The sequence below is a fragment of the Stenotrophomonas sp. 1L-E-5-B-C3 genome, assembly GCF_057292075.1.
This window is the reverse complement of record NZ_JBXAWS010000002.1, coordinates 29562-55048: the sequence shown is the minus strand read 5'-3', so window position 1 is coordinate 55048 and position 25487 is coordinate 29562. Positions and strand designations below refer to the sequence as shown.

At 66.2% G+C, this 25487-nt stretch carries 27 protein-coding genes; 7 read left to right on the top strand and 20 right to left on the bottom strand.

Features of this window, described 5'->3' with window-relative positions; all coding sequences use genetic code 11:
* Nucleotides 1–7: 7 nt before the first annotated feature.
* The 3 genes from AC0Z6F_RS02905 to AC0Z6F_RS02895 are packed head-to-tail and all read right to left on the bottom strand — an operon-like array spanning nt 8 to nt 5000.
* Nucleotides 8–1375, bottom strand: a complete 1368-nt coding sequence (locus AC0Z6F_RS02905; protein WP_485616797.1) for a purple acid phosphatase family protein — start codon at nt 1373–1375, stop codon at nt 8–10.
* On the bottom strand, nt 1372–2487 hold the full coding sequence (locus AC0Z6F_RS02900; RefSeq protein WP_485616799.1) for a phytase: 1116 nt from the start codon (nt 2485–2487) through the stop codon (nt 1372–1374). The genes AC0Z6F_RS02905 and AC0Z6F_RS02900 overlap by 4 nt, the downstream gene beginning before the upstream one ends.
* Nucleotides 2487–5000 carry a TonB-dependent receptor gene (locus AC0Z6F_RS02895; protein ID WP_485616814.1) on the bottom strand — a complete coding sequence of 838 codons (2514 nt, stop codon included), beginning with the start codon at nt 4998–5000 and terminating at the stop codon, nt 2487–2489. Before AC0Z6F_RS02895 ends, AC0Z6F_RS02900 begins: the two co-directional genes overlap by 1 nt.
* Nucleotides 5001–5217: 217 nt before the next feature.
* Here AC0Z6F_RS02895 and upp point away from each other — a divergent pair, with 217 nt between their 5' ends.
* A complete protein-coding gene (gene upp / locus AC0Z6F_RS02890) occupies nt 5218–5850 on the top strand; it encodes a uracil phosphoribosyltransferase (RefSeq protein WP_065722903.1) in 633 nt (210 codons plus the stop codon).
* Nucleotides 5851–5993: 143 nt separating this feature from the next.
* Nucleotides 5994–6287: a PsiF family protein gene (locus AC0Z6F_RS02885; RefSeq protein ID WP_004153183.1), complete on the top strand. Its 294-nt coding sequence runs from the start codon at nt 5994–5996 to the stop codon at nt 6285–6287.
* A 96-nt stretch (nt 6288–6383) separates the two neighbouring features.
* Here AC0Z6F_RS02885 and AC0Z6F_RS02880 read toward each other — a convergent pair whose 3' ends face one another.
* The 6 genes from AC0Z6F_RS02880 to rsmD all read right to left on the bottom strand — a co-directional run bounded on the left by AC0Z6F_RS02880 (nt 6384) and on the right by rsmD (nt 11201).
* A complete protein-coding gene (locus AC0Z6F_RS02880; RefSeq protein WP_004153182.1) occupies nt 6384–7271 on the bottom strand; it encodes an MBL fold metallo-hydrolase in 888 nt (295 codons plus the stop codon).
* Between the two features lie 121 nt (nt 7272–7392).
* Nucleotides 7393–9123: a gamma-glutamyltransferase gene (gene ggt / locus AC0Z6F_RS02875; RefSeq protein ID WP_004153176.1), complete on the bottom strand. Its 1731-nt coding sequence runs from the start codon at nt 9121–9123 to the stop codon at nt 7393–7395.
* A complete protein-coding gene (locus tag AC0Z6F_RS02870) occupies nt 9120–9401 on the bottom strand; it encodes a YfhL family 4Fe-4S dicluster ferredoxin (protein ID WP_004153175.1) in 282 nt (93 codons plus the stop codon). Before AC0Z6F_RS02870 ends, ggt begins: the two co-directional genes overlap by 4 nt.
* Nucleotides 9402–9533: 132 nt before the next feature.
* Nucleotides 9534–10025, bottom strand: a complete 492-nt coding sequence (locus tag AC0Z6F_RS02865; protein WP_004153167.1) for a hypothetical protein — start codon at nt 10023–10025, stop codon at nt 9534–9536.
* Between the two features lie 61 nt (nt 10026–10086).
* Nucleotides 10087–10596, bottom strand: a complete 510-nt coding sequence (coaD, locus tag AC0Z6F_RS02860) for a pantetheine-phosphate adenylyltransferase (protein WP_008267036.1) — start codon at nt 10594–10596, stop codon at nt 10087–10089.
* A 26-nt stretch (nt 10597–10622) separates the two neighbouring features.
* On the bottom strand, nt 10623–11201 hold the full coding sequence (gene rsmD, locus AC0Z6F_RS02855; protein WP_012510717.1) for a 16S rRNA (guanine(966)-N(2))-methyltransferase RsmD: 579 nt from the start codon (nt 11199–11201) through the stop codon (nt 10623–10625).
* A gap of 798 nt (nt 11202–11999) precedes the next feature.
* On the opposite strand from rsmD, the gene htpG reads away from it, so the two are divergent.
* Entirely contained in the window at nt 12000–13892 is a 1893-nt protein-coding gene (htpG, locus tag AC0Z6F_RS02850; RefSeq protein ID WP_485616800.1) for a molecular chaperone HtpG, read from the top strand.
* Between the two features lie 253 nt (nt 13893–14145).
* Here the strand turns inward: htpG and AC0Z6F_RS02845 are convergent, their stop codons facing one another.
* The gene (locus AC0Z6F_RS02845) at nt 14146–14445 is read right to left on the bottom strand and encodes a hypothetical protein (protein WP_004153163.1); all 300 of its coding nucleotides are present in this window, start codon (nt 14443–14445) and stop codon (nt 14146–14148) included.
* Nucleotides 14446–14574: 129 nt separating this feature from the next.
* On the opposite strand from AC0Z6F_RS02845, the gene ftsY reads away from it, so the two are divergent.
* From ftsY to AC0Z6F_RS02830, 3 genes are all read left to right on the top strand, one after another.
* Nucleotides 14575–15912 (top strand): signal recognition particle-docking protein FtsY, encoded by a 1338-nt coding sequence (gene ftsY / locus AC0Z6F_RS02840; protein ID WP_100468157.1) that lies wholly within the window; start codon nt 14575–14577, stop codon nt 15910–15912.
* Nucleotides 15913–15995: 83 nt separating this feature from the next.
* A complete protein-coding gene (mutY, locus tag AC0Z6F_RS02835) occupies nt 15996–17120 on the top strand; it encodes an A/G-specific adenine glycosylase (RefSeq protein ID WP_012510714.1) in 1125 nt (374 codons plus the stop codon).
* A gap of 5 nt (nt 17121–17125) precedes the next feature.
* A complete protein-coding gene (locus tag AC0Z6F_RS02830; RefSeq protein ID WP_004153160.1) occupies nt 17126–17395 on the top strand; it encodes an oxidative damage protection protein in 270 nt (89 codons plus the stop codon).
* Nucleotides 17396–17469: 74 nt separating this feature from the next.
* On the opposite strand, the gene AC0Z6F_RS02825 is transcribed toward AC0Z6F_RS02830, so the two are convergent.
* The 10 genes from AC0Z6F_RS02825 to AC0Z6F_RS02780 form a co-directional block, all read right to left on the bottom strand.
* Entirely contained in the window at nt 17470–17919 is a 450-nt protein-coding gene (locus AC0Z6F_RS02825; RefSeq protein ID WP_012510713.1) for a DUF6491 family protein, read from the bottom strand.
* Nucleotides 17920–18107: 188 nt separating this feature from the next.
* On the bottom strand, nt 18108–18821 hold the full coding sequence (gene lolD / locus AC0Z6F_RS02820; RefSeq protein WP_004153158.1) for a lipoprotein-releasing ABC transporter ATP-binding protein LolD: 714 nt from the start codon (nt 18819–18821) through the stop codon (nt 18108–18110).
* Complete coding sequence (locus AC0Z6F_RS02815) at nt 18814–20055, bottom strand: lipoprotein-releasing ABC transporter permease subunit (RefSeq protein ID WP_004153157.1); 1242 nt, start codon at nt 20053–20055, stop codon at nt 18814–18816. Before AC0Z6F_RS02815 ends, lolD begins: the two co-directional genes overlap by 8 nt.
* Before the next feature lie 23 nt (nt 20056–20078).
* Nucleotides 20079–20528: a hypothetical protein gene (locus AC0Z6F_RS02810; RefSeq protein WP_004153156.1), complete on the bottom strand. Its 450-nt coding sequence runs from the start codon at nt 20526–20528 to the stop codon at nt 20079–20081.
* Nucleotides 20479–20727 carry an FAD assembly factor SdhE gene (locus AC0Z6F_RS02805; RefSeq protein ID WP_065722897.1) on the bottom strand — a complete coding sequence of 83 codons (249 nt, stop codon included), beginning with the start codon at nt 20725–20727 and terminating at the stop codon, nt 20479–20481. The genes AC0Z6F_RS02810 and AC0Z6F_RS02805 overlap by 50 nt, the downstream gene beginning before the upstream one ends.
* 132 nt (nt 20728–20859) lie before the next feature.
* On the bottom strand, nt 20860–21645 hold the full coding sequence (locus tag AC0Z6F_RS02800) for a succinate dehydrogenase iron-sulfur subunit (RefSeq protein WP_005409079.1): 786 nt from the start codon (nt 21643–21645) through the stop codon (nt 20860–20862).
* 66 nt (nt 21646–21711) lie between these two features.
* Nucleotides 21712–23502 carry a succinate dehydrogenase flavoprotein subunit gene (gene sdhA / locus AC0Z6F_RS02795; RefSeq protein ID WP_485616802.1) on the bottom strand — a complete coding sequence of 597 codons (1791 nt, stop codon included), beginning with the start codon at nt 23500–23502 and terminating at the stop codon, nt 21712–21714.
* Nucleotides 23503–23533: 31 nt separating this feature from the next.
* Entirely contained in the window at nt 23534–23920 is a 387-nt protein-coding gene (sdhD, locus tag AC0Z6F_RS02790) for a succinate dehydrogenase, hydrophobic membrane anchor protein (RefSeq protein WP_004153152.1), read from the bottom strand.
* Nucleotides 23917–24309, bottom strand: coding sequence for a succinate dehydrogenase, cytochrome b556 subunit (gene sdhC, locus AC0Z6F_RS02785; protein WP_004153151.1), 393 nt, complete (start codon nt 24307–24309; stop codon nt 23917–23919). The genes sdhD and sdhC overlap by 4 nt, the downstream gene beginning before the upstream one ends.
* Nucleotides 24310–24365: 56 nt before the next feature.
* A complete protein-coding gene (locus AC0Z6F_RS02780) occupies nt 24366–24536 on the bottom strand; it encodes a DUF1674 domain-containing protein (RefSeq protein ID WP_005409075.1) in 171 nt (56 codons plus the stop codon).
* 39 nt (nt 24537–24575) lie between these two features.
* Here AC0Z6F_RS02780 and ygfZ point away from each other — a divergent pair, with 39 nt between their 5' ends.
* Nucleotides 24576–25451, top strand: a complete 876-nt coding sequence (gene ygfZ / locus AC0Z6F_RS02775; protein ID WP_197585172.1) for a CAF17-like 4Fe-4S cluster assembly/insertion protein YgfZ — start codon at nt 24576–24578, stop codon at nt 25449–25451.
* Nucleotides 25452–25487: the final 36 nt, after the last annotated feature.

Genomic DNA, 25487 nt, shown 5'->3' with positions numbered 1-25487 from the left:
CTTCCTCTCACTCCCAACAACGGTCTGCGCGACCTTTGGCAGTCTGCGCACGGGGGCATTCACGCGAAGTGATGCGGCCCTCGCGCTGCTCCAGCCGCTGCTTGCCGCCCGTGGCATCACGACGCAGCTCGAACGCGTCGTACAGGCGACCGGTCACCGTGCGTGCCTCGTAACGCAATTGCTGCGGGTCGATGTGCAGCACCTGGAACAGCTGGGTGTCTTCGGCCACCGGATCCATCGTCCTGCGTGCTTCGTCGGAAAGGCGGTACTGCTTGGGCCCGGCCACGGTCACCACATACTGCGGCGTGGCGGCCTGCCCTTCACCACGGCGGCCGTAGGTGTGATCGTGGCCCTGCAGCACCAGGTCCACGTTGTGGCGGCGCACCACCGGCAACAGCACATCACGCAGCGCCGCGTTCTCGCGGCCCTCGCGCGGTGAGTAGAACGGCTGGTGCAGCAGCACGATGGTCCATGGCTGCGGATTGCCGGTCAGCACCTTTTCCAGCCACTGCGCCTGTGCCTTGGCCGTGCCAAGGTCGAGCGCCGAAGTGCCATCAACCACGGCCACGCGCACGCCCTGCGCATCGAACCAGTAGCTGGTCTGCTGTGCTGCGCTGGCGCCATTGCCCGGCAGCGCGAACGTCACCGGCCAATGCTTGCCCAGCACGCGGCGTTCCTGCGGGGTGTCCTCGAATTCCTCGAAGTACTCGTGGTTGCCGATGGCCGGCGCCACCAGTGTTTCCTGCGCCAGCCAGCCAGCGGCAGCGAACCACTCGCCCCACTCGCTGTCATCCATGTTGTCGCCGCCGCTGACCAGGTCACCGGCGAACAGGCTCATGCGTGCCTCCGGTGCGGCCTTCTGCGCGGCACGGATCACGCGGCTGACATGGCTGACGTTCTTGTTCTGGGTATCGCCGAAGTACAGCAGCGTCAACGGCTGGTCGGCGGCGGCCAGCGTACGCAGCTGGTTCCAGGCGCTCCAGCTGCCATTGCCCTGTACGCGGTAGACGTACTGGGTATCCGGCTGCAGGCCGCTGATGTCCGCGCGATGATGATGCGACAGCCCGTTCTCGGTCTGCAGCGCGCGGGTCGTCGCACGCACCTGGCGGATGCCCTCGATGGCCGGTGAGTCTCCGGCCACGGCAATCTCCAGCAGCGGCGCGTGCACGCTGCCATCAGTGCGCCAGGCCACGGCGAAGCCACGACTGGGATCGACCGCCGGCGAGGCGACGATGCGGTCCGGCACCGTGGATGCGGCGTAGTAGCGGCTGCCCGCCGGCAGCTGGGTATTCGGCTCGGCCGCGGCAGACGCCAGCGACGGCAATGCCAGCAGCAGGCCAAGCACCAGCGAACGCATCACGCACCGGCCGTTCATGCGCCACACTCCAGCGGCAGCGCGAGCTGCTTGGCGATGCTCTCCCAGTCGAACGCGACCACGCCCTGGTCGTCATGCACTGCGTACAGCGCACCGTGCGGGAAGCGCGGGCTGGCCGGCTGCATCAACCAGATGCCATCGGTGTTGGCTACCGTATTGCCCTGGAACGCGCCCACCGGCTTCAGCGTATGCCGGTCGAACAGATGGAACACGCTGCGCTGCTTGCCCTGTTCGGTGGTGATCCACCAGCCGTCCTTGCCACAGGTGCGCAGGGTCACGCCTTCAGCCTGCGCCTTGAACACATCGCGGCCGAAGGTGGTGCCGGTGAAACGCCCGGCCAGGGTGTAGACCTTGAACTCGCTGGCGTAGCTTTCATCCTCTTCGGCGATCAACAGGCGATCGTTCTCCGGATCGCCCCAGATCGATTCCACCACACGCAATGCGCCAGCCTCGCTGGTATCCCCGATGTCCGCCACGCGCTTCGCTTCAACCCTGGCACCGTCGCGGGTCACGTGGTACTGGCGCACGCGTTTGTCGAGTTCGGCCAGCGGCGGCAGGATGTCACGCCCCTGCGCATCCTCGCCGTTGTCCCAGGAGTCGGTGACGTAGACGCTGTAGCCATCGGCACGGCGGTCGACCCACAGCCCGTACGGTTTGCGCAGATCCTCGGCAGCGAACGTTGCCAGCGGGATGAAGTCCGGCAGGCTCAGCACCTGCACGCGATAATTGTCGCGCTCAACGATCCACAGCAGGTCGTCGGTCACCGCGATGCCGTTTGGGCGATCGAACTGCCCTGGCCCGGTGCCGCTGCTGCCAACGTCACGCAGGTGCTGGCCGGTGCTGCCATCGTAGACCACCAGCTTGTCGGTGGCCTTGGCGGTGGCAATCAGCCACAGCTTGCCATCCGGCGCACGCCACGCCGCCGGCGAATCGATGTTGTCGGCCGGGGTCAGTGGAGTGACAAATGCCTCGGCGATGGTCACCACCGCCCGCTGCGCCGCGGGCTTCGCTGCCGTGGCGGCGACGGCCGGATCATTGCCGGTGGCCGGCGTGCAGCCTGCCAGCAGAGCAGCCGCCAATGCCGCGGCAAGGACCGGGATGCGGCGCCCCATCACAGTGCCACCTTCAGGCCGAGCGCGTAGGTACGACCATACTCTTCCATCTGCAGAGTGCGCGAACGCGTGCCCTGGTACAGCTCCAGCGGCTTGTCCAGCAGGTTCTGCGCTTCGAAATACACGCTCACGCGCGGGGTGAACTTGTAGTCCAGCGAGAAATCGAGCTGGGTGTTGGGTGCCACATAGATGTCGAACGCACGCCCCTTGCCGATGCTGTCCAGGTACTCGCTACGGTATACCGCCGCCAGGCGTGTGCTCACACCGTACTTTTCATAGCCGATGTGTGCGCTATAGACATGCTTGGAGGCGCGCGGCAGGGTGAAATCCTCCCCGGCACGGTCCTTGATGCCGGCATCGAACTTGGTATCCAGCCAGGTACCGCTGGCACCGACCAGCAGGCCGTCCAGGCCCGCTGGCAGGAACGCCAGCTGCTGCTGCCAGTTGAATTCCGCACCGCGCACGGTGGCCTTGCGGCCATTGATCGGCTGGGTCACGTCGAAGCCGCCATAAGCGGGGTCATTGGTCCGCACCGTTTGCACGATGTAGCCATCGATCGACTTGTGGAACAGGCCAAGTGAAACGATACCGGTGCTGCCGATGTACTTCTCCACCGACAGGTCGATGTTCTTCGACTCGTACGGATCCAGTTCCGGATTACCCAGGCGCACTTCCTCGTCGCCGCGACTGTAGCCCACGCGTGGCGAGACATCGCCGAAGGAAGGACGCGATACGGTCTTGTTGGCCGAGGCGCGCAGTACCCAGTCATCGGCCGCGTCGTAGCGCAGGTGCAGGCCCGGCAGCACGTTGGTGTAGCTGCTGTTGGCCACGCGCGGGGTAACCGTGAAGCTGCGCCCGTTGGCGGCCACGTCCACCTGGTTGCCGGTCGCCTTGAACTGGGTGTTCTCCACGCGCACACCGCCGATGATGCGCAGTGCGCCCACATCCCAGGTACCCATGGCGTAGCTGGCGAAGATGTCTTCACTGGCCACGTAGTCCTCTTCCAGCGATGTCATCGCGTTGCCACCGGCATCCTGGGGACGGGCGCTGTACTGGCCGCCATTGGCCGCCCAGAAAGCACGCATTGCGGCCGAATCCATGCCGTCACCCAGATTGCCGTGGCGGTGCTCCGGCGAGGAGGTGCTCCAGCTCGACAGCGCCACCTTCGGGCCGACGCGCAGTTCGCGCTCATCCACATTCACGTCGCGGTCGCGCCAGCGGCCCAGCAGGCCGAATTTGATGCTGCTGCTGTCGCCGTCAAAGCGTACGTTGATCTGCGCGCTGTGTTCCTTGTCGTTGACCTGCTTGGGCGAGAGCACGAAGCGGTCGAACGCGTAGTTGCCGTTGTCCAGCCACTGCGGGTTGTCGAAGCTGTAGCTGGGCAGGCGGCTGCGCTGGTCGAGGGTGCCATTGAAGGCCTTGCCATCGAGCTTGAAACGGGCCTCCATCTCGTCGTTCACCCGCTCTTCGGTACGGGTGTAGCCGATCCGGTAATCGACCACGGCGTTGGTCAGCTTGTTCTCGCCACCGAGACTTGCCGCGAAGGTGTTTTCCTTCTTGGTGCGGTAGCGCATGCGCTTGTCGATGGAATCCTTCGGCATGCCATCCAGCCGATACTGGTCGGTGCCGGTCTTGACCATCTTCGCATCGTCGAAGTTGAAGATCACGCGCTGGCGGGTCTCCGCATCGTCGAACTGGCTGTACAGCGTGCGCAGGTAGTATTTGCTGTCTTCATTCGGGCGCCAGTCAAGGTTGAGGTTGGCACCGATGCGCTTGCGCTCGATCTCGTACTTGCGGTGCTGCAGGTTGATCGCGGTGACATCGCCGGGGACGGCATCGTCCTCGCCGTCATACTCCACTTCGGTGTTGTCCGACTCGAACTTGCGCTTCTGGTAGTTCACGCCCAGCGCCACACCGAAGGTGTCGTTGAACACTTCGCTGTAGTTGAAGGCAGCCTTGGGGCTGGTCTCACCCGAGAGCTGCTGATGGCTGCCTTCGATCTTGCCACGCAGGCTGCGACCGTCGCGGTCGAAGGCCGAGGCCGACTCCACGAGCACGGCGCCACCGATGGCATCACCCGGCATGTCCGGGGTCGGCGACTTCACCACGCGCAGGCGCTCGGTGGAATCGGACGGAATCACATCCAGCGGTGCGGCGCGGCTGGAATCTTCCGGCGTACCGATGGCAATGCCATCGACGCTGACGCTGTTGAGGTTGGCATCCAGGCCGCGGATGACCACAAAGCGCCCTTCGCCCTGGTCGCGGGTCACGCTGATGCCCGGCAGTCGCTGCAGCGATTCGGCGACATTCTTGTCCGGGTACTGGCCCAGTGCATCGGAGGACACGGCATCTTCGATCGCATCACTGCTGCGCTTGAGGTCAACCGCGCGGATCTGTGATTCGAGCTGGGCGCGCACTTCGATTCGGTCCAGGTCGACCGCATCAGTGGCCACGGCGCCGGTGGCGGCAACCGCCTGTTGCCCGGCCGCCTGCAGCGGAGCTGCGGCCCCCATCGCCAGGGTCAGGGTGATGGCAACGGCCAACGGAGTCTTGATATGCACTGGGAATCCCCATTCCTGTTAAGAATGGGTCTGCACGGTATGTCCGCAAGGTTGCATGGCCGTGACATGCGCCTGCACATTTCATGTAAGGCCGCTCCGGGCCAGGTTTGGGTTCGGCCCGCCGATCCGGCAAAATGGCGTCCTCTCTCCTTCTTCCCCCTTCCCGACCATGAAGATCGTCGAAGTGCGCCACCCGCTGGTGCAGCACAAGATCGGCCTGATGCGCAACGCCGCGCTCAGCACCAAGGATTTCCGCGAACTGGCAAACGAGCTGGGCACGCTGTTGGCCTACGAGGCCACCGCTGACCTGGAGACTGAACCGCACACCCTGCCCGGCTGGGCCGGCCCGGTCACCGTACAGCGCATTGCCGGGGCCAAGATCACCGTGGTGCCGATCCTGCGCGCCGGCCTGGGCATGCTGAGCGGCGTGCTGTCGCTGATCCCGGCGGCCCGCGTCAGCGTGGTCGGCCTGCAGCGCGATGAGGAAACCCTGCAGCCGGTACCCTACTTCGAGCGCCTGACCGGTCGCCTGGAAGAGCGCGATGCGCTGATCCTGGATCCGATGCTGGCTACCGGCGGCACCCTGATCGCCACCATCGACATGCTCAAGCGTGCCGGTGCCCGCCGCATCAAGGGCATCTTCCTGGTCGCCGCGCCGGAAGGCATCGAGGCGGTCAAGGCCGTGCACCCGGACGTGGAGATCTACACCGCGGCCATCGATGCCCAGCTCAACGAAAAGGGTTACATCCTGCCCGGTCTGGGCGATGCCGGTGATCGCATCTTCGGCACCCGCGTCGGCTGAATTCCAGCGGGGTCAGAGCCCTTTCGTGCCGAAAGGGTTCTGACCCCAACAGCGCGTGGCGTCGCGGCCGCGTTGCGATTCTTCACGTGCTCTTGGCGCCGGGAGGCGAATGCTCCGCGCACCCGCCACCCTTGGAGCTCCCGATGAAAGCCTCTTTCCTGCTGGCCGCCGTCCTGCTGGTCGGCCTGCCCTTGGCTGCCAACGCCACCACTCCGCAGCAGCAGCGCATGGCCGACTGCTCGGCCAAGAACAAGGGGCTCAAGGGCGACGCCTACAAGACCGCGCAGAGCTCCTGCCTCAGCGGCCACGCTACCGACAGCAAGGCTGCGACCACGCCGCAGGAACGCATGCGCAAGTGCAACGCCGATGCGGGTACGAAGAAGCTGGCCGGTGATGCACGCAAGACCTTCATGAGCAGCTGCCTGAAGGCGTCGTAATGGCAGTGACGTAGAGCCGAGCCCATGCTCGGCTCAGGAATCCGTAACGTGCATGACCGTTCAGGGGAGCAGCCGAGCGTAGGCTCGGCTCTACCCTTACCCCAGGGCGCGCGCCTTCAGCTCGCCCTGCTCGTGCAGGGTCACGAAACGGCCCTTGTCATCGCGGCCCAGCTGCGCCAGCGCCACCTGCGGGTCGTGGGTGAAGAACAGATGCACGTTGCGCGCCAGCTTGTCTTCGAGGAACTGCCGTTTCTCGTCGATCAGCAGCTCGGCGTTGCGGTCGTAGCCCATGGTGATCGGCACGTGCACCCACGAGCGGCCCGGAATCAGATCGGCGCAGAACACCACGCCGCCCTTCGGTGATTCATCGGCGCGCGCGTGGCCGACGATTTCGGCCAGCATCAGCCCCGGCGTGTGGCCGTCGCTGTAACTGAAACGCACGGTGCGCCCCAGCGCCTTCGAATATTCGCCGTCCACCACTTCCAGACGGCCACTGGCCTGCAGCAGGCCCGGCAGTTCCGGAATGAAGCTGGCACGGTCACGCGGGTGCGGCTGCAGCGCACGCTGCCAGTGCTGCGCACCGACCACATAGGTCGCGTTGGGGAACAGCAGCTCCGGCTCACGCCCTTCGCTCCAGGCCGCGAGCAGGCCCCCGGCGTGATCGAAGTGCAGGTGGCTGAGAACCACCACGTCGATATCCTCGTGCTCGAAACCGGCTTCGCGCAGCGAATCGATCAGCACGTGCTGGCTTTCCTGCACGCCGTAGCGTTCGCGCATGCGTGGATCGAAGAAGGCACCAATACCGGTTTCAAACAGCACCGTCTTGCCTTCCAGCGGGCTGGCAAGCAGCGCACGGCAGGCCAGCTCGATGCGATTGAGCTCGTCCGGTGCCGCCCATTTTTCCCACAACGCGCGCGGCGCGTTACCAAACATCGCACCGCCATCAAGGCGCTGCGAGTTTCCACGAATCGACCAGAGTTTCATGCGCCAATTATCGGCGTCGGCTCGTTAAATAATCGCTAGATTGGAAACGGAAAACCCCGCCGGTAAAGGCGGGGTCTTCAGGCTCTCCGTCCGCCGGGCATGGCCCGGCGCTACCGGAGCATCAGCGTGCCGGTACAACCTGGGCACTGCCCACCGGGTTACGCGGGTCGCTGCCACCGAACAGTTTGTTCGCCTTGCGGTCCCATTCCACGGTCTGCAGGTTGCCCCAGACGTGGCTGGAGCCACGGCCACCGGCGGCGACATTGCCCGGCAGGTCGATCTTGTGGCCCATCGCCTGCAGCTGCTTTACCGTGTCGGCGTCGAACGCATCGTTCTCGGCTTCGATCAGGTCCGGCAGCCACTGGTGGTGGTAGCGCGGCAGCGCAGCGACCTGCTGCGCGTCCAGGCCCGCGTCGTAGCCAAGGATGCCCAGCAGCACCATGGTGATGATGCGGCTGCCACCCGGCGTGCCCAGTACCACCACCTTGTCGGCGTTCTCCATGAAGGTCGGCGTCATCGAGCTGAGCATGCGCTTGCCCGGCTTCGGCGCATTGGCCTCATAGCCCATCACGCCGAACGCGTTGGGCGTACCCGGCTTCAGTGCGAAGTCGTCCATCTCGTTGTTCAGCAGCACGCCGGTGCCCTTCGGAATCAGGCCCGAGCCATACAGCAGGTTGACGGTCTGGGTGGCACCGACGCGGTTGCCGTCGCGGTCGATGATCGAGAAATGGGTGGTCTCGTCGTCCTCCAGCGGGGTCGGGTTGCCCGACAGCAGGTCGCTGGGCGTGGCCTTCTCAGGATGGATGGTGGCGCGCAGGCCCTGTGCGTAGTCCTTGCTGACCAGCACCTTCTGCGGGATCTGCACGAAGTCCGGATCGCCGAGGAAGAAAGTGCGGTCACGGTAGGCACGGCGCATCGCTTCCACCACCAGGTGGGTGCGGTGGGCCTCATCCATCGACTTCAGGTCCCAGCCTTCCAGGATCTGCAGCATCGACGCGAGCGCGATGCCACCGGAAGACGGCGGCGACGCCGTGGTGATCTTCCAGTCGCGGTAGTTGAAGACGATCGGCTCGCGCAGCTTCACGCGGTAGCCCGACAGCTCCTCGGCGGTCCATTTGCCACCGGCCTGCTTCACGCCGGCCAGCAGCAGCTTGCCGGTCTGGCCCTTGTAGAAACCATCGAAGCCGTCAGCGGCGAGGCGTTCCAGGGTCTGCGCCAGTTCCGGCTGCTGGAACAGGTCGCCGGTGGCGATCGGCTTGCCGTTGCGCAGGTAGACCTCGCGTGTCCCCGGGTAGCGCTCCATCACTTCACGGCGCGAGGCATAGCCCTTGGCCATGCGGTCGTACACCGGGAAGCCTTCGCGCGCGATGCGGATCGCCGGCTGCAGCGAGGCCGACAGCGGCAGCTTGCCGTGCTTGGCCGAGAGTTCGACCAGCGCCGCCGGCAGGCCGGGAATGCCGGCCGACCACGGCCCGTTGACCGAGCGGTCACGGTCGAGGTCGCCCTTCTTGTCCAGGTAGGCCTGCGGAGTCGCAGCGGCCGGCGCGGTCTCGCGCGCGTCCAGCATCACGTCCTTGCCAGTGGCCGCATCATGCAGCAGGAAGAAACCGCCGCCGCCAAGGCCCGAGCTGATCGGCTCGACCACCGCCAGCGTGGACGACACCGCCACCGCAGCGTCGAAAGCGTTGCCGCCCTGCGCCAGGATGTCGATGCCGGCCTGGGTGGCCAGCCGGTGGCCACTGGCGATGGCCGCACCATCGGGGCGCTCGGCACGGACCGGGCTGTCGGCCCAAGCCATCGGGCTCAGCAGCAGGCCGAGCAGCAACAGGGGGCGGACGATCAGCGTCTTCATTCGGATGGGGGCTCCGCATAGAGTTCAGGGTGATCGTGCTGCAGCTGGCGCAGCTTGGCCAGCAGCTGGTCTTCCGTTTCCACGATCTCCGGGTCCGGGTCGATGCATTCGACCGGGCAGACGACCACGCACTGTGGCTCGTCGAAATGACCCACGCATTCGGTGCAGCGCGCAGGGTCGATCACGTAGATGGTTTCACCCATCGCAATGGCCTGGTTCGGGCAGGCCGGCTCGCATACGTCGCAGTTGACGCAGAGCTCGTTGATTTTCAGCGACACGGCGATACTCCTCGCCCGCGCCCTGGGACAAAGGACCGGCCAACGCGGGCGCGCGGGCCGGTCAGGTCATCAGCGGCGCCCTTGCAGGACGCCGCCCGGGCCATGCCGGAGCATGGCCGCCATGGCTCGGTATTACTTGGCTTCGACGAAAATGTACTCGGCACCGGTCGGCTGGATCGCAGCCTGCACACGGGCGTTGTCGGCCGACTGGCCGATGAAGACGACGCGCACGCCCTTCATCGAATCCGGCGACACGTCCTTGAACACAGCCTGGATCATGTCAGCCATCTTGCCCGAGGCCGACGAACCGAAGGCCAGCATGTTGCCCGGCTGCACGCCACGGGCCACTGCCTGGGTCGCGCTCTCGGTCTGGCGCTCGTACTTGGCCTGGAAGTCCGGGTCCGATTCCGGCGAGAGGTAGTACAGGAACGGGCTGTTGGTGATGTTGCCCATGTTCTGGATCGCCACTTCCTGCAGGTACTTCTTCCAGCCTGCATCGTCGTCCTTGGACGGAGCGACCAAGGCCTGCTTGGCCTCGTCGACCGGAGCGGCCTCTTCCTTCTTGCAGGCGGTGAAGGCCAGGGCCAACGAAGCGATCAGCATCGCGCGCATGGTGGTGTTCATGGGTTTCCTCCCGGAATGGTGCGTGGTGTTGTACGTAAAGGGGGTGCGGGTACCGCGGGGCTTACGACTGCGCCGACTTCGCCTCGCGGACCTTGCGCAGGGCTTCCAGCACCGCGGCCGGCACGAAACCGGACACGTCGCCGCCCAGGCGCGCGATCTCGCGGACCAGCGATGACGAAATGAAGCTGTGCTGCTCGGCCGGGGTCAGGAACAGGGTCTCGACTTCGGGAATCAGATGGCGGTTCATGCTGGCCATCTGGAATTCGTACTCGAAGTCGGACACCGCGCGCAGGCCGCGCAGCAGGACCCCCCCCTGCACCGAACGTACGAAATGCGCCAGCAGCGTATCGAAACCGATCACCTCGACATTGCTGTGGTGGCCCAATGCGCCACGCGCCAGCTGCACGCGCTGCTCCAGCGGCAGCGCCGGGCCCTTGGACGGGCTCTGCGCCACACCGACCACGACCTTTTCAAACAGCGGCGCGGCCCGGCTCACCAGGTCGATATGACCATTGGTGATGGGGTCGAACGTGCCGGGATAGACGGCGATGCGGCGGTTGGCCACGGTCATGGGCGGTTGCAGATGTTCAGATGAGGTCAAAGTGTAGCAGTGGCGCGGCGGTACAGGGCAAAGCGCACCTCGCGGGTACTGCCCTCGCGGTGCAGCAGCCATTCCGGCGGCAGCACCGGCACGTGGCCGGCCGGCGACTCCAGGTACAGCCAGGCATCGGCGGCCAGGTGCCGCGGCAGCTGGGCCAGCACGTCCTGCCACAGGCCGTCGGCGAACGGCGGGTCGATGAAGACCAGGTCGGCCTGCTGCGCGGGCGCACCCTGCAGCCAGCGCACGGCATCGGACTGCACGACCGTGATCTGGTCGGTGGCCTGCAGCTTGGCCACGGCGGTGGTCAGATTGCGTCCCAGCTGCGCGTCGCGCTCGACCATAGTGGCGTGGGCGGCACCGCGCGAGACCGCCTCCAGGCCCAGCGCACCACTGCCGGCGAACAGATCGAGCACCCGCGCACCGCCCAACCTGGGCATCAACCAGTTGAAAAGGGTCTCGCGCACGCGGTCGCTGCTGGGCCGCAGGCCCGGCAGGGTCGGCACCGGCAGGCGGGTATTGCGCCAGCGACCACCGATGATGCGGACCTGGCCGTCATTGCCGCCACGGCCGCTCATCGGCGCCCCCGGCGGGAGGTATTCGAGAATTTCAGCATGAGCGGGATTGTAGTTCGGCCGGCCCGCGGCCGGCACCCGCAGAGGCCGAAGCAACGGCCGAAGCAACTTCAAAAGCCGGTTTCCTGTGGGTTGGCGGGGTGGGTCAGGTTGTGGGGGACGCCGTGAACCCGTCCATGGGGGCTTGGCCGCGGCATCCATGCCGCGGACACCCCCACAACCCGACCCACCCCGCCTTCGACAGTTTCCTGCGAACTGTCGGAACGTCTCTTGGGGTCAGATCCGTTTTCCTGCGGAAAACGGATCTGACCCTGGTTTGGATTTCGATATCTGAGAGATGTGTCGACCAAGGTCGACACCTACCAACAGCCGAGTGAACCTGTCGAAGGCGGGGCGGTGTGGGTTGGCAGGACCGTTGGCGCCATGGGCCCGAGGCATGCCTCGGGCGGGTTGGGCAGGACGCCCAACCCCGGTCTTGCCGTGTGCGCAGGACAGCGCACACGAGCAAGGCGCCATCGAGCCCCCATGGGTGAGGGCGCTTTGCCTGCGAGGCATGCCTCGCAAGCGCCCGAACGCACAGCCGCCAGCGGCTGGGCCGGACCCCGGAGGGGGGTTTACGGCGTGTCCTGCCAACCCACACCGCCCCGCCATCCCACGGAATGCCCGCTGTTGCTGTTGCTGTTGCCTCGGCGGGTGCAGGGCGCAGCCCTGCCAGAACAACCCCTTGATTTCGGGACAATCAGCCATACCCCTTGGCGAGGCCGCACGCGCTGGCGCGGCATTGCACACGGAGCCTTATCGATGACCGAGACCACCCAGACCGAAACCCTTGGCTTCCAGACCGAAGTCAAGCAGCTGCTGCAGCTGATGATCCACTCGCTGTACTCCAACAAGGAGATCTTCCTGCGCGAGCTGGTCTCCAACGCCGCCGATGCCGCCGACAAGCTGCGCTTCGAGGCCCTGACCCAGCCCGCCCTGCTGGAAGGCGACAGCGAACTGCGCGTGCGCGTCAGCTTCGACCCCGCCGCCCACACCATCACCATCGAAGACAACGGCATCGGCATGAGCCGCGCCGAAGCGATTGCCCACCTGGGCACGATTGCAAAGTCCGGCACCGGCGACTTCCTGCGCCAGCTGTCCGGCGACCAGAAGAAGGATTCGCAGCTGATCGGCCAGTTCGGCGTCGGCTTCTACAGCGCTTTCATCGTCGCCGACAAAGTGGAAGTCACCTCGCGCCGTGCCGGCTTGGCTGCAGGCGAAGGTGTGCGCTGGACCTCGCGTGGCGAAGGCGATTTCGACGTCGCCACCGTCGACAAGGCCGAGCGCGGCACCCAGATCATGCTGCACCTGAAGGATGGCGAGCATGACTTCGCCGACGGTTGGCGCCTGCGCAGCATCCTCAAGAAGTACTCGGACCATATCGGCCTGCCGATCCAGATGCCGAAGGAAGACGCCGAAGAAGGCGCGGCCGTCGAGTGGGAGACCGTCAACCGCGCCAGCGCGCTGTGGACCCGCCCGCGCACCGAGATCAGCGATTCGGAATACACGGAGTTCTACAAGCACGTGGCGCACGACCACAGCGACCCGCTGGCGTGGAGCCACAACAAGGTCGAAGGCAAGCTCGAGTACACCTCGCTGCTGTACGTGCCCGGTCGCGCGCCCTTCGACCTGTACCACCGCGACGCGCCCAAGGGCCTGAAGCTGTATGTGCAGCGCGTGTTCGTGATGGACCAGGCCGAGCAGTTCCTGCCGCTGTACCTGCGCTTCATCAAGGGCGTGGTTGATTCCAATGATCTGTCGCTGAACGTTTCGCGCGAGATCCTGCAGTCCGGCCCGGTCATCGATTCGATGAAGGCCGCGCTGACCAAGCGCTCGCTGGACATGCTGGAGAAACTGGCCAACGACAAGCCTGAGCAGTACGCCACGTTCTGGAAGGAGTTCGGCCAGGTGCTGAAGGAAGGTCCGGCCGAGGACTACAACAACCGCGAGAAGGTCGCTGGCCTGCTGCGCTTTGCCTCCACCCGTGGCGACGGCGATGCACAGAGCGTGTCGCTGGCCGACTACATCGGCCGCATGGCCGAAGGCCAGGACAAGATCTACTACCTGACCGGCGAGAGCTACAGCCAGGTGCGCAACAGCCCGCACCTGGAAGTGTTCCGCAAGAAGGGCGTGGAAGTGCTGCTGCTGACCGACCGCATCGATGAGTGGCTGATGGGCTACCTGACCGATTTCGATGGCAAGGGCTTCGTCGATATCGCGCGGGGAGACCTCGACCTGGGTGCGCTGGAAAGCGAAGCCGACAAGCAGGAGCAGGAAGCGGCAGCCAAGGACAAGCAGGGCCTGGTCGAGCGCTTGAAGAGCGTGCTGGGCGATGACGTGGCCGAAGTGCGCGTCTCGCACCGCCTGACCGATTCGCCGGCGGTGCTGGCCATCGGCGAGCAGGACCTGGGCCTGCAGATGCGCCAGATCCTGGAAGCCAGCGGGCAGAAGGTGCCGGACAGCAAGCCGGTGCTGGAGATCAATCCGGGCCACCCGTTGATCGCGAAGCTGGATGCGGAAGCCGATGGCGCACGTTTCGACGACCTGGGCAGGGTGCTGTTCGACCAGGCCGCGCTGGCCGCCGGCGACAGCCTGAAGGACCCGGGTGCTTACGTGGCACGCCTGAACAAGCTGCTGCTGGAGTTGTCGGCCTGATCGATGCGGTGGTCGCCGGGCATGGCCCGGCGCTACCGGGTGCTGGTGGATGCCAACCTTGGTTGGCACTGCTGCCCTGGTAGAGGCCAACCTTGGTTGGCGCCCCAAAAAGCGTGCCAACCAAGGTTGGCACCTACCAGGGCGGATCGAGCGTGCCAACCAAGGTTGGCACCTACCAGGCTGGGTCGAAGCGTGCCGACCAAGGTTGGCACCCACCAGGGGCGGCGGTTGGCACCTGCCAAAGCGGTGTTGCTCAGGCGTCCCGATCCAGCAGCGAGCCCAGCATCTGGTCCTGGCGGCGGATCACTGCAGCATTGGCAGCGAAGGCCACCACCTCGGCCTTTGCCGCCAGCAGATCCCCCAATGGCGCACCAGGATCGGCGTCGGCAGGGACCACCGCGGCCTGCACCCCGCCCTGCTCCGCAGCACCGCGCTGCAGCTGCAGGCGCTGGGCATCCGGGGTCGCCAGGTTGGCCACGTTGTGCGCGGCTACCTGCACGCCCTGCTGGGCCACGCGCATCCCGCTGAGGGCGATTCCCATCACGTTGTTCATGGCGGTCTCCGGGCCGCCCTGCGCAGCCCTCCGGACCGGTTAACGGCCGACGGGTCGCGACCTTGAGTCCACATCGGCCCGACAGGCCCGAGTGGTAGCATATCCCTCTGATTTCAGCGCCTTTTGCCAATGCTCAGTTTTTTCCGCCGCAAGAAGCCCCAGGATGCCCCCGCAACGGAGGCTCCCAAGACCCAGCACTACTCGGCTGAAGAGCTGGCGGCGGCGTTCCCGTCGGCCGCGCCCGCCGAGGACAAGGAACCGGCACCGGTAGCTGCGCCAACCGCACCCGCCCCCGTCGAGCCGCCCCCGGCAGCGGTCGCACCGGTAACGATCGAGGCCTCCCCGGTGGCTACAGCGCCGGTGGTCCCGGCAGTCCCGGCTCCCACCGCTTCGAGCCCGATTGCGCAGATCGACGTCGCCCCTGTTGCGACCCAGGCCATCGAGCCGGTGCCTGCACCGCTGCCGGAGCCCACGCCTGCGCCGACCCCGGCACCGATCACCGACGATCTGCCTGCGGCAGCCTCCGTCGACGCCGTGCCGGCTACGGCTGGCAAGCCCGGCTGGCGGGAGCGCCTGCGCAACAGCGTCATCGCGCGCAGCTTCGGCGGCCTGTTCTCGCGCAATCCCAAGCTCGACGACGACCTGCTGGACGAGCTGGAAACCGCACTGATCACTGCTGATGTCGGCGTTGGTGCCACCACCGACCTGGTGGAGGGCCTGCGCAAGCGCATGAAGGCGCGTGAATTCGTCGATGCCAACGCTTTGCTTGCCGCGCTGCGTGCCGAACTGATCGCGATCCTGCAGCCGGTGGCCAAGCCGCTGGTGATCGACCGCACCGCCAAGCCCTTCGTGGTGCTGACCGTCGGCGTCAACGGCGTCGGCAAGACCACCACCATCGGCAAGCTGGCCAAGCGCTTCAAGGACGAAGGCCACAGCCTGATGCTGGCCGCCGGTGACACCTTCCGCGCCGCTGCCGTGGCCCAGCTGCAGGCCTGGGGCGAGCGCAACGGCGTGGCCGTGGTCGCGCAGGGTCAGAACGCTGATGCCGCTTCAGTGGCATTCGACGCGCTGCAGGCCGGCAAGGCTCGCGGCACCTCGGTACTGATCGCCGATACCGCCGGCCGCCTGCATACCCAGTCCGGCCTGATGAACGAGCTGGGCAAGATCCGCCGCGTGCTCGGCAAGATCGACCCCACTGCACCGCACGAAGTGCTGATGGTGATCGACGGCACCACTGGCCAGAACGCGCTGTCGCAGCTGCGCCAGTTCAACGCCGCCGTGAACGTGACCGGCCTGGTGGTGACCAAGCTGGACGGCACCGCCAAGGGCGGCGTGGTGTTCGCGCTAGCCCGCGAGTTCGGCATTCCGATCCGTTTCGCCGGCATCGGCGAGCGCCCGGAAGACCTGCGCGTGTTCGATCCGGAAGCCTTCGTCGACGCCCTGCTGCCTGAGGCGCTGGGCGCCTGATACACCGTGCAGCCACGCGTCGCGTGGCTCTACTGAAACCGGTAGAGCCACCCCATGGGTGGCTGCCCACCTCCGGAACACCGATGCCCCGCCAGCCGCACGCCAGCGCCAAGACTGCCCAGGAAGACGGCTTCGTCGCCCACCTGCTGCATTGGTTCGACGACCACGGCCGCCACGACCTGCCCTGGCAGCACCCGCGCAGTCCCTACCGGGTCTGGCTGTCGGAAATCATGCTGCAGCAGACCCAGGTGAGTACGGTCATCCCGTATTTCCAGCGGTTCCTGCAGCACTTCCCGACCCTGCCCGACCTTGCCGCCGCCAGCAACGACGCGGTGATGGCGCAGTGGGCCGGGCTCGGCTACTACGCCCGCGCACGCAACCTGCATGCCGCAGCCAAACGGTGCGTGGAACTGCACGACGGCGAACTGCCGCGCGACTTCGATGCATTGCATGCCCTGCCCGGCATCGGCCGCAGCACCGCCGGCGCGATCCTCAGCCAGGCCTGGAACGACCCGTTCGCGATCCTCGATGGCAACGTCAAGCGCGTGCTCAGCCGCTACCACGGCATCGAGGGTTTCCCCGGCCTGCCCGCGATCGAGAAGCAGTTGTGGGCGATCGCCGAGACGCACGTGGCGCAGGTGCCGGCCGGGCGCATGGCCGACTACACCCAGGCGCAGATGGATCTGGGCGCGACGGTGTGCAGCCGCGCCAAACCGGCCTGCGTGATCTGCCCGCTGCAGGATGACTGCGTGGCACGGCGCGAAGGCCGCAGCGCCGAACTGCCGACCCCCAAGCCCAGCAAGACCCTGCCCGAGCGCGAGGCCGTTGCGCTGCTGCTGCGCGACGCCCAGCAGCGCGTGCTGCTGCAGAAGCGGCCGGATACCGGCATCTGGGCGCAGCTGTGGACGCTGCCACAGGCCGAGGCCGGCAGCGTGCTGCAGGACTGGTTCGACCTGCACGTCGACGGCTCGCTGGAAGAGGCCGAAGAGCTGCCAGTGCTGCAGCACACCTTCAGTCACTACAAGCTGCATCTGCAGGTACTGTCGCGACAGGTGCACGGCCTGCGCGTGGAAGAACCGACGCTGCGCTGGGTGGCCGCCGACGAACTGCCCGCGCTGGGCCTGCCGGCACCGATCCGCAAACTGCTCGACGGCGCAACGATCAAGACGCCAAAACGAAATTCCAAGAAACCCCGCAACCACGAGTGAATGCCATGTCCCGAACCGTCTTCTGCCAGTACGAACAACGCGATGCCGAGGGCCTGGACTTCGTGCCCTACCCCGGCGAGCTGGGCCAGCGCATCTTCAACAACATCGGCAAGCAGGCCTGGGCCGCATGGCTGGCGCACCAGACCATGCTGATCAACGAAAACCGCCTGTCGCCGCGCACGCCGGAGCATCGCGCGTTCCTTGAAGGCGAACTGGTCAAGTTCCTGTTCGAGAAGGACGCGGAAAAGCCGGCCGGCTTCACCCCGGAAGCCTGACACACAGGTAGTGCCGGCCGCTGGCCGGCAACCTGGCATCCGCGCGATGCCGGCCAGCGGCCGGCACTATCACGCTATTTCGTGCTTTCCTCGCGCTCCTGCACCTGCGCCTGGCGCAGCTCCTGTTCGGAGGCACGCAGCGCCTTCACGTCCAGTTTGCGGATGCTGTCGATGAAGCACGGCATGCGCGGGCCGCCCGTCGGGTCGCGCACCAGCACTTTGTCAAAACGCGCCGAAACACGGTTCATCTGGCTGGTCAGGCCGATGGCGGTGGCATACGGCAGGTCCTGGCAGGGACCTCTCAATTCCAGCAGGTAGGCTTCGCTGGGACGGGTCCACACTGCCAGCGCGCTGTCGCCCAGCTCGGTCCAGCCATTGAGGCTGCCGAAGAACTGCATGTCGTTCTGCGCCGCGCCGGCATGGGCACGGTACAGGTCAAGTTTCTCGGCAGAGCTGAGCCGGCCGGTGGTCGCGCAGGCGGCCAGCGCCAGGCAGAGTCCGGCCATCAGGATCGGGGTCTTCATGGCGATCTCCTCGGGGAACTGCCGCCATCATGCGCCCAGCCACGTGCGGCTGGCGCGACAGCCGGAGCCCCATTCAGCAGCCGGTCGGCGGCTGCTGGCCGGACCACGGTAGTCGCCAACCTTGGTTGGCGCTTGCCCTGCAAGAGCAGCCGACCAAGGTCGGCTTCTACCAAAGCGTGCCCAGTGCCTCAGACGTCGGCGTGGGCCAGTGCGTGCAGGCGCCCTTCGCGCAGCTCCAGCACCCGGTCCAGGCGCCGCGCCAGACTGCGGTCGTGGGTCACCAGCACCAGGCTGGTATGCCGCGCCCGGTTGAGCTCCAGCATCAGCTCGAACACCGTCGCCGCGGTGCGGTCATCGAGGTTGCCGGTCGGCTCGTCGCCGAGCACGCAGGCCGGATGGTTGACCAGCGCACGCGCCACGGCCGCGCGCTGGCGCTCACCACCGGACAGTTCGCCCGGCTTGTGGTCCAGACGATGGCCAAGGCCGACCGCCTCCAGCAGGGTCGTTGCACGACTGCTCGCTTCGGCCACCGCGGTGCCGGCCAGCAGCACCGGCATCATCACGTTTTCCAACGCGGTGAATTCCGGCAGCAGGTGGTGGAACTGGTACACGAAGCCCAGCGCCTGGTTACGCAGCAGGCCGCGCGCGGTATCAGACAGCGCCGACATGCGCTGGCCGGTCACGTACACCTCACCGGCGGTCGGAGTATCCAGCCCGCCCAGCAGGTGCAGCAGCGTGCTCTTGCCGGCGCCGGAGGCGCCGATGATCGCCACCGTCTCGCCTGCGGTCACGGTCAGGCCCAGGCCATCGAACACCGGGGTCTGCATGCGTCCCTCGGCATAGGTTTTGCCCAGTGCCTCGGCGCGGATCACTTCATCACCGCGGTTGAAGACCTTATTCATAACGCAGGGCCTCCGCCGGCTGGGTGCGTGCTGCCCGCCAGGCGGGATACAGGGTGGCCAGGAAACTCATCAGCAGCGCGACCACGGTGATCGCCACCACGTCGCCGGTCTGCATGTCGGTCGGCAGGCCGGTGATGTAGTAGACATCCTCCGGCATCAGCTTGACGTTGAACACGCTCTCGATGGCGCCGAGGATGCGTTCCAGATTGAGGGTCAGGGTGATGCCGCCGATCAAGCCGGCCAGCGTGCCGAAGATGCCGATCAGCGAACCCTGCACCATGAACACCTGCATCACCCCGCCCGGGGTCAGGCCGAGCGTGCGCAGGATGGCGATGTCGGCCTGCTTGTCGGTGACCAGCATCACCTGCGAGGACACCAGGTTGAACGCGCCCATGGCGATGATCAACGACAGCAGGATGCCCATCACCACCTTCTCCATGCGCAGCGAGTGGTAGAGGTTGGCGTTCTGCTGGGTCCAGTCACTCACCCGGTACGCACCACCGAGGTTCTGCGCCAGGTCCACGCCCACTTCCAGCGAGCGGTCCATGTCGTGCAGTTTCAGCCGCACGCCGGTAGCACCATCGGAACGCAGCACGCGCTCCAGGTCCTTCATGTTGGCGAAGCCGACACCTCGGTCGACCTCGTTGTAGCCGGCCTCGAAGAGGCCGCTCACGGTAAAGCGTTTCATCCGTGGCACCGCACCGGCAGGCGTGCCCTGCACTTCGGCGAAGGTCACCAGCACCTGATCGCCGACATCCACGCCCAGCCAGATCGCCAGTTCCTTGCCCAGCAGCAGGTTGAAGCTGCCTGGCTTGAGGCTGTCGTAGCTGCCCTTGGTGACCTTCTTGTCGATCACCGACACCTTCGGCTCAAGCGCCGGGTCGATGCCCTGGATGATCGCGCCCTGCACGCGCGGGCCGCTGATCATCGACTGGATCTCGATGTAAGGCGCGGCACCGGCCACGCGCGGGTCCTTGCGGGCCACGTCGACCACGCGCATCCAGTCCGGCATCGGCTCGCCGTCGCGGCTGATGGTGGTGTGCGCGGTCATCTGCAGCAGGCGACTGCGGATTTCCTTCTGGAAACCGCTCATCACCGCCAGGGTGGTGATCAGCACGGTGACGCCGAGCGCGATGCCCAGGATCGATGCCATCGAGATGAAGGAGATGAAGCCGTTGCGGCGCTTGGCGCGCAGGTAGCGCAGGCCGATCGCCACGGGAAGGGGTTTGAACATGCAGGCACGCCAGTCAATTCAGCTTATGGTGCCATCGTACGGGGCCTACGGGAAACGGCACGTGCGGCCACGGCCAGTCGCAGTTCACGTCGCTGCCCGGGATCGAGCACATCGGGCCAGAACAACAGGCGCCGGCGGCGCCGATCCTCACGCCACAGCAACAGCAGCCAAGGCCCACGCACGACCAGCTGCGGGCTTTCGATGTCCTGACCGGCAACCTGCATCGGGTCGGGCGGCGCTGGCAGGCACAGGGCAACGCGTGGCCGGCGAAAGCGCCAGGCCAGCTCCGCCAGTCCCATGGCCCAGGCCAGCAGCACGGCCGGCATCAGCAGGCGCGGCGGCAACTCCGTCGCGCGCAGCAGCCAGGGCGCGGCCAGCAGCACCGCCAACTGGGCGGCGGCCTGCAGCCGCGAGGGGCGCCACTCAAGGCTTGAGGGCGAGGATCTTCTGCATGAGGGGGATCGCGTGCGCATGCGGGCAGGCCTCATAGCCCATGAACCAGCGCCACAATTTATCGTCCTCGCAGTCGAGCAGGAACAGGAAAACCTCGCGCTCTTCGGTCGGCGCAGTGCTCCATTCGTGGTCCAGATAGCGACCGAACAGCTGGTCCAGCTCGCGCATGCCGCGGCGGCAGCGCCAGCGCAGCTTCTTCAGCAGGGTTTCTTCATCCATCGTGTTTCTCCAGATACAGCAAAGCCACGCATGGCGTGGCTCTACTGGGGTGGCACAGCCACGCATGGCGTGGCTCTACTGGGGTGGCACAGCCACGCATGGCGTGGCTCTACCAGGTACAGCCAGGCCCGATCAGGCGCGGCGTTCCATCATCAGCTTCTTGATCTCGGCGATCGCCAGCGCCGGGTTCAGGCCCTTCGGGCAGGTGCGGGCGCAGTTCATGATGGTGTGGCAGCGGTACAGCTTGAACGGATCTTCCAGATCGTCCAGGCGCGCACCGGTGTCCTCATCGCGCGAGTCGATGATCCAGCGGTAGGCCTGCAGCAGGATCGCCGGGCCCAGGTAACGCTCGCCGTTCCACCAGTAGCTCGGGCAGCTGGTCGAGCAGCAGGCGCACAGGATGCACTCGTACAGGCCGTCCAGCTTCTTGCGGTCTTCCGGCGACTGCAGGCGCTCACGGTCCGGCGGTGCCGGGGTCTGGGTGCGGATCCACGGCTTGATCGAGGCGTACTGCGCGTAGAAGTGGGTCAGGTCCGGAACCAGATCCTTGACCACGTTCATGTGCGGCAGCGGGTAGATCGGCACTTCCTTCTTGCCGCAGTCCGAGATGGCTCGGGTGCAGGCCAGGGTGTTGGTGCCGTCGATGTTCATCGCGCACGAACCACAGATACCTTCGCGGCAGGAGCGACGGAAGGTCAGGGTCGGGTCGATCTCGTTCTTGATCTTGATCAGGGCGTCCAGGACCATCGGGCCACAGGCGTCCAGATCGACTTCATAGGTGTCGGTGCGCGGGTTGCTGTCGTCGTCCGGACTCCAGCGGTAGATCTTGAAGGTGCGCACGTTCTTGCCGCCGTTCTTGACGGGGAAGTGCTTGCCCTTCGTGATCTTGGAATTCTTGGGGAGTGAAAACTCGGCCATGGCTGCTCTCGTTGGCTCAGGCGGCCCGCGCCCTTGGGCGCGGATTGCATGGTAGGCGGGGTCGGATCAGTACACGCGCGGCTTCGGCGGCACTACGGACACGTCGTCGGTCAACGTGTACATGTGCACCGGACGGTAGTCGAAGCTGCACTTGCCCTTCTCGTCGACGCTGACCAGGGTGTGCTTCTGCCAGTTGACGTCGTCGCGGTCCGGGAAGTCCTCGTGCGCATGCGCGCCGCGGCTTTCCTTGCGCTGTTCGGCCGAGTTGATCGTCGCCACCGCGTTCAGCAGCAGGTTGTTCAGCTCGTAGGTCTCGATCAGGTCCGAGTTCCATACCAGCGAACGGTCGGAGACCTTCACGTCCTGGAACGAGTCGAAGATCTTGTCCATCTTCTCGCAGCCTTCCTTCAGCGTCTGGCTGGTGCGGAAGACGGCGGCGTCGGCCTGCATGGTGCGCTGCATGCGATCGCGGATGACCGAGGTCGGGGTGTCGCCGTTGGCGTGGCGCAGCTTGTCCAGCAGGCCCAGTGCCTTGTCGCAGGCATCGGCCACCAGCGGCTTGTGCGACGCGCCCGGCTTGATGGTCTCGGCGCAACGGTTGGCCACCGCACGACCGAACACCACCAGGTCCAGCAGCGAGTTCGAGCCGAGGCGGTTGGCACCGTGCACCGACACGCAGGCGGCTTCGCCGATCGCGTACAGGCCCGGGATCACCGCATCGGGGTTGTCGCCATCCTTGCGCACCACTTCGCCGTGGTAGTTGGTCGGAATGCCGCCCATGTTGTAGTGCACGGTCGGGATCACCGGGATCGGCTGCTTGTGCACGTCGACGCCGGCGAAGATGCGGGCGCTCTCGGCGATGCCCGGCAGCTTCTCGTCGATCACGCCCGGGCCAAGGTGGGTCAGGTCGAGCAGGATGTGGTCCTTGTGCTCGCCGACGCCGCGGCCTTCGCGGATCTCGATGGTCATCGAACGGCTGACCACGTCGCGCGAGGCCAGATCCTTGTAGTGCGGTGCGTAACGCTCCATGAAGCGCTCGCCGCTGCTGTTGCGCAGGATGCCGCCTTCACCGCGGACACCCTCGGTGATCAGGCAGCCGGCGCCGTAGATGCCGGTCGGGTGGAACTGCACGAACTCCATGTCCTGCATGGCGATGCCGGCACGCATGGCCAGGCCGCCACCGTCGCCGGTGCAGGTGTGCGCCGAGGTGGCGCTGAAGTAGGCACGGCCGTAGCCGCCGGTGGCCAGCACCACGCCCTGGGCGCGGAACAGGTGCAGGGTGCCGTCGGACATGTCCAACGCCAGCACGCCTCGGCAGGCACCTTCATCATCGAAGATCAGGTCGAGTGCGAAGTACTCGATCATGAAGCGCGCGTCGTGCTTCAGCGACTGCTGGTACAGGGTGTGCAGCATCGCGTGGCCGGTACGGTCGGCCGCCGCGCAGGTACGCTGCGCCGCCGGGCCTTCGCCGTACTTGGTGGTCATGCCACCGAACGGACGCTGGTAGATCTTGCCTTCGGCCGTACGCGAGAACGGCACGCCGTAGTGTTCGAGCTCGATGATGGCCGGGATGGCCTCACGGCACATGTACTCGATGGCGTCCTGGTCGCCCAGCCAGTCCGAGCCCTTGATGGTGTCGAAGAAGTGGTAACGCCAGTCGTCCTCGCCCATGTTGGCGAGCGCGGCCGAGATACCGCCCTGGGCGGCAACGGTGTGCGAACGGGTCGGGAAGACCTTGGTCAGGCACACGGTCTGCAGGCCCTTGGCGGCCAGGCCGAACGTGGCGCGCAGGCCGGCGCCGCCGGCGCCCACCACGACCATGTCGTACTTGTGTTCGGTGATCTTGTAAGCGGACATCTAATCTGGATTCCTGTGTAGGTGCCTGGGCTCAGGCAACGCCGAGGGCGATGCGGCCCACCGCAAACACACTGACGATCATGCCGAGCACGGCGACGAACTTCACCGCGGTCTGCAGCACCAGGGCCAGCAGCGATTCGTGGATGTAGTCTTCCAGCACGACCTGCATGCCGAGCTGCGCGTGCCAGAACATGGCGATCAGCAGGCCGATCAGCGGCACTGCGTTCCACGGCTTGGCCACGGCGGCGGCGGCGGTCGCGTAGTCCGAGCCCAGCAGGCCCAGCACGAAGACCAGGAACCAGATGCCCAGCGCCACCAGGGCGGCGGCGGTCAGGCGCTGGTGCACGAAGTGCTCGGTGCCGGTCTTGGCCGAACCAAGGCCGCGCACACCCTTCAGCGGAGTACGGAACTTGCTCACGCGGCACCTCCGAACATCACATAGGCCCACACCAGCAGGGTGATCACCAGGCTGCCGATGACCGACAGCCAGCTGCTGCGGATGAAGGCGGGGATGCTGAAGCCGATGGCGAAGTCCTGCACCACATGGCGGATGCCATTGCACAGGTGATAGGCGAACGACCATGTCCACGCGAACAGGAACACGCGGCCATACCAGGCCCCGGCATGGCCGGTGAAGCAGTTCCAGGAATCGGGCCCCATCATCAGTGCCAGCAGGCCGGCGGCGATGATGAGGGCACCAACAGACAGAAAGACGCCAGTGGCTCGATGCAGGATCGAGGTGGCCATCTGAATCTGCCAGCGATACACCTGAAGGTGCGGGGAAAGTGGGCGTTGTCTGGTCGCCATTCGCTGGGCTCGTTGTCTCGGCTGGGCGGCACACGGCCGCGTTGGCTCAATGCTGATCAGAAATCGATGCAGCGTCCGTTTTTCTCCCAATCGCCATACCGCACCGGATCAAGTCCGCCGCGGCCGCCGAATTCCTCTGCTTTTTCCTGTTCCACGGGCACGGGTGCCGCGGGGACCAGCGGGGCTTCAGATTCGTCGTCGGGAGTGGGGGTTGTTTGGCCTATCATTGTTGGTCTCGCAACGCACAAATTTTAGACCTCGTTCACGTGCCTGACAACCTGCCCCCTGCTTTCGTCGGATATCCGCGCCTGCCCGGCCACCAGTTGCTGAGCCTGCAGGGCCCGGATGCGGCCGTATTCGCCCATGCCCAGTTCAGTGGCGATGTCACTGCCCTGCCCCTGCTGCACTGGCAGTGGAGCGCCTGGCTGAGCGCCAAGGGCCGCACCCTGACGGTGTTCCAGCTGCTTCGGCTGGCCGAAGACCATGTGATGCTGGTGCTGGCCGACGGTGATGCCGATGCGATTGCGTCGCAACTGCAGCGCTTCGTGTTCCGCCGCAAGGTGAAGGTACTGGTGCGCAGCGATCTGGCCGTGGCCGGCGCGTTCACTGCGCCCGAGGCCGCCAGCGGCGCCGCCATTGCGCAGACCACAGGTGACGGCTGGGAGCTGGACCTGGGCAGCGACGCGCTGCCGCGCACCCTGCGCATCGGCGCCACCGAGGCCTTCGACGCCGGCAGCGAGGCCGATGAGGCCGCTTTCGCGCTTGCCTGGCGCCAGGCCGACCTGCGCCATGGCCTGCCGCGGCTGGAAGAAAGCCAGCGCGAAGTGTGGACCCCGCAGCAGCTGGGCCTGGACCGCCTGAATGGCTACAGCGTGAAGAAAGGCTGCTACCCGGGACAGGAAATCGTCGCCCGCACCCACTTCCTCGGCAAGGCCAAGCGCGCGGTGCAGCTGCTGCATACCGCGGCACCGGCGAAGGCTGGCGATGGCGTGCAGCAGGACGGTACGGCGCTGGGCACCATTGCCAGCGTGGCCGGCGATCTGGCACTGGCGGTACTGCCGCTGGAGGCCAGCGACGCTGATCTGCAGGTGGGTGATGCGGTTGCGCAGCGGATACCGCTGCTGGATGGGCTGGCGCGTTAGGCGCCCGCCGGGCATGGCCCGGCGCTACCACCACCC

Bases quoted from the DNA above. Each gene is read 5' to 3' on its own strand.
- AC0Z6F_RS02905 (WP_485616797.1), bottom strand. From the start codon at position 1,375: ATGAACGGCCGGTGCGTGATGCGTTCGCTGGTGCTTGGCCTGCTGCTG.
- AC0Z6F_RS02900 (WP_485616799.1), bottom strand. From the start codon at position 2,487: ATGGGGCGCCGCATCCCGGTCCTTGCCGCGGCATTGGCGGCTGCTCTG.
- AC0Z6F_RS02895 (WP_485616814.1), bottom strand. From the start codon at position 5,000: ATGGGGGCCGCAGCTCCGCTGCAGGCGGCCGGGCAACAGGCGGTTGCC.
- upp (WP_065722903.1), top strand. From the start codon at position 5,218: ATGAAGATCGTCGAAGTGCGCCACCCGCTGGTGCAGCACAAGATCGGC.
- AC0Z6F_RS02885 (WP_004153183.1), top strand. From the start codon at position 5,994: ATGAAAGCCTCTTTCCTGCTGGCCGCCGTCCTGCTGGTCGGCCTGCCC.
- AC0Z6F_RS02880 (WP_004153182.1), bottom strand. From the start codon at position 7,271: ATGAAACTCTGGTCGATTCGTGGAAACTCGCAGCGCCTTGATGGCGGT.
- ggt (WP_004153176.1), bottom strand. From the start codon at position 9,123: ATGAAGACGCTGATCGTCCGCCCCCTGTTGCTGCTCGGCCTGCTGCTG.
- AC0Z6F_RS02865 (WP_004153167.1), bottom strand. From the start codon at position 10,025: ATGAACACCACCATGCGCGCGATGCTGATCGCTTCGTTGGCCCTGGCC.
- coaD (WP_008267036.1), bottom strand. From the start codon at position 10,596: ATGACCGTGGCCAACCGCCGCATCGCCGTCTATCCCGGCACGTTCGAC.
- rsmD (WP_012510717.1), bottom strand. From the start codon at position 11,201: ATGAGCGGCCGTGGCGGCAATGACGGCCAGGTCCGCATCATCGGTGGT.
- htpG (WP_485616800.1), top strand. From the start codon at position 12,000: ATGACCGAGACCACCCAGACCGAAACCCTTGGCTTCCAGACCGAAGTC.
- AC0Z6F_RS02845 (WP_004153163.1), bottom strand. From the start codon at position 14,445: ATGAACAACGTGATGGGAATCGCCCTCAGCGGGATGCGCGTGGCCCAG.
- ftsY (WP_100468157.1), top strand. From the start codon at position 14,575: ATGCTCAGTTTTTTCCGCCGCAAGAAGCCCCAGGATGCCCCCGCAACG.
- mutY (WP_012510714.1), top strand. From the start codon at position 15,996: ATGCCCCGCCAGCCGCACGCCAGCGCCAAGACTGCCCAGGAAGACGGC.
- AC0Z6F_RS02830 (WP_004153160.1), top strand. From the start codon at position 17,126: ATGTCCCGAACCGTCTTCTGCCAGTACGAACAACGCGATGCCGAGGGC.
- AC0Z6F_RS02825 (WP_012510713.1), bottom strand. From the start codon at position 17,919: ATGAAGACCCCGATCCTGATGGCCGGACTCTGCCTGGCGCTGGCCGCC.
- lolD (WP_004153158.1), bottom strand. From the start codon at position 18,821: ATGAATAAGGTCTTCAACCGCGGTGATGAAGTGATCCGCGCCGAGGCA.
- AC0Z6F_RS02815 (WP_004153157.1), bottom strand. From the start codon at position 20,055: ATGTTCAAACCCCTTCCCGTGGCGATCGGCCTGCGCTACCTGCGCGCC.
- AC0Z6F_RS02810 (WP_004153156.1), bottom strand. From the start codon at position 20,528: ATGCGCACGCGATCCCCCTCATGCAGAAGATCCTCGCCCTCAAGCCTT.
- AC0Z6F_RS02805 (WP_065722897.1), bottom strand. From the start codon at position 20,727: ATGGATGAAGAAACCCTGCTGAAGAAGCTGCGCTGGCGCTGCCGCCGC.
- AC0Z6F_RS02800 (WP_005409079.1), bottom strand. From the start codon at position 21,645: ATGGCCGAGTTTTCACTCCCCAAGAATTCCAAGATCACGAAGGGCAAG.
- sdhA (WP_485616802.1), bottom strand. From the start codon at position 23,502: ATGTCCGCTTACAAGATCACCGAACACAAGTACGACATGGTCGTGGTG.
- sdhC (WP_004153151.1), bottom strand. From the start codon at position 24,309: ATGGCGACCAGACAACGCCCACTTTCCCCGCACCTTCAGGTGTATCGC.
- AC0Z6F_RS02780 (WP_005409075.1), bottom strand. From the start codon at position 24,536: ATGATAGGCCAAACAACCCCCACTCCCGACGACGAATCTGAAGCCCCG.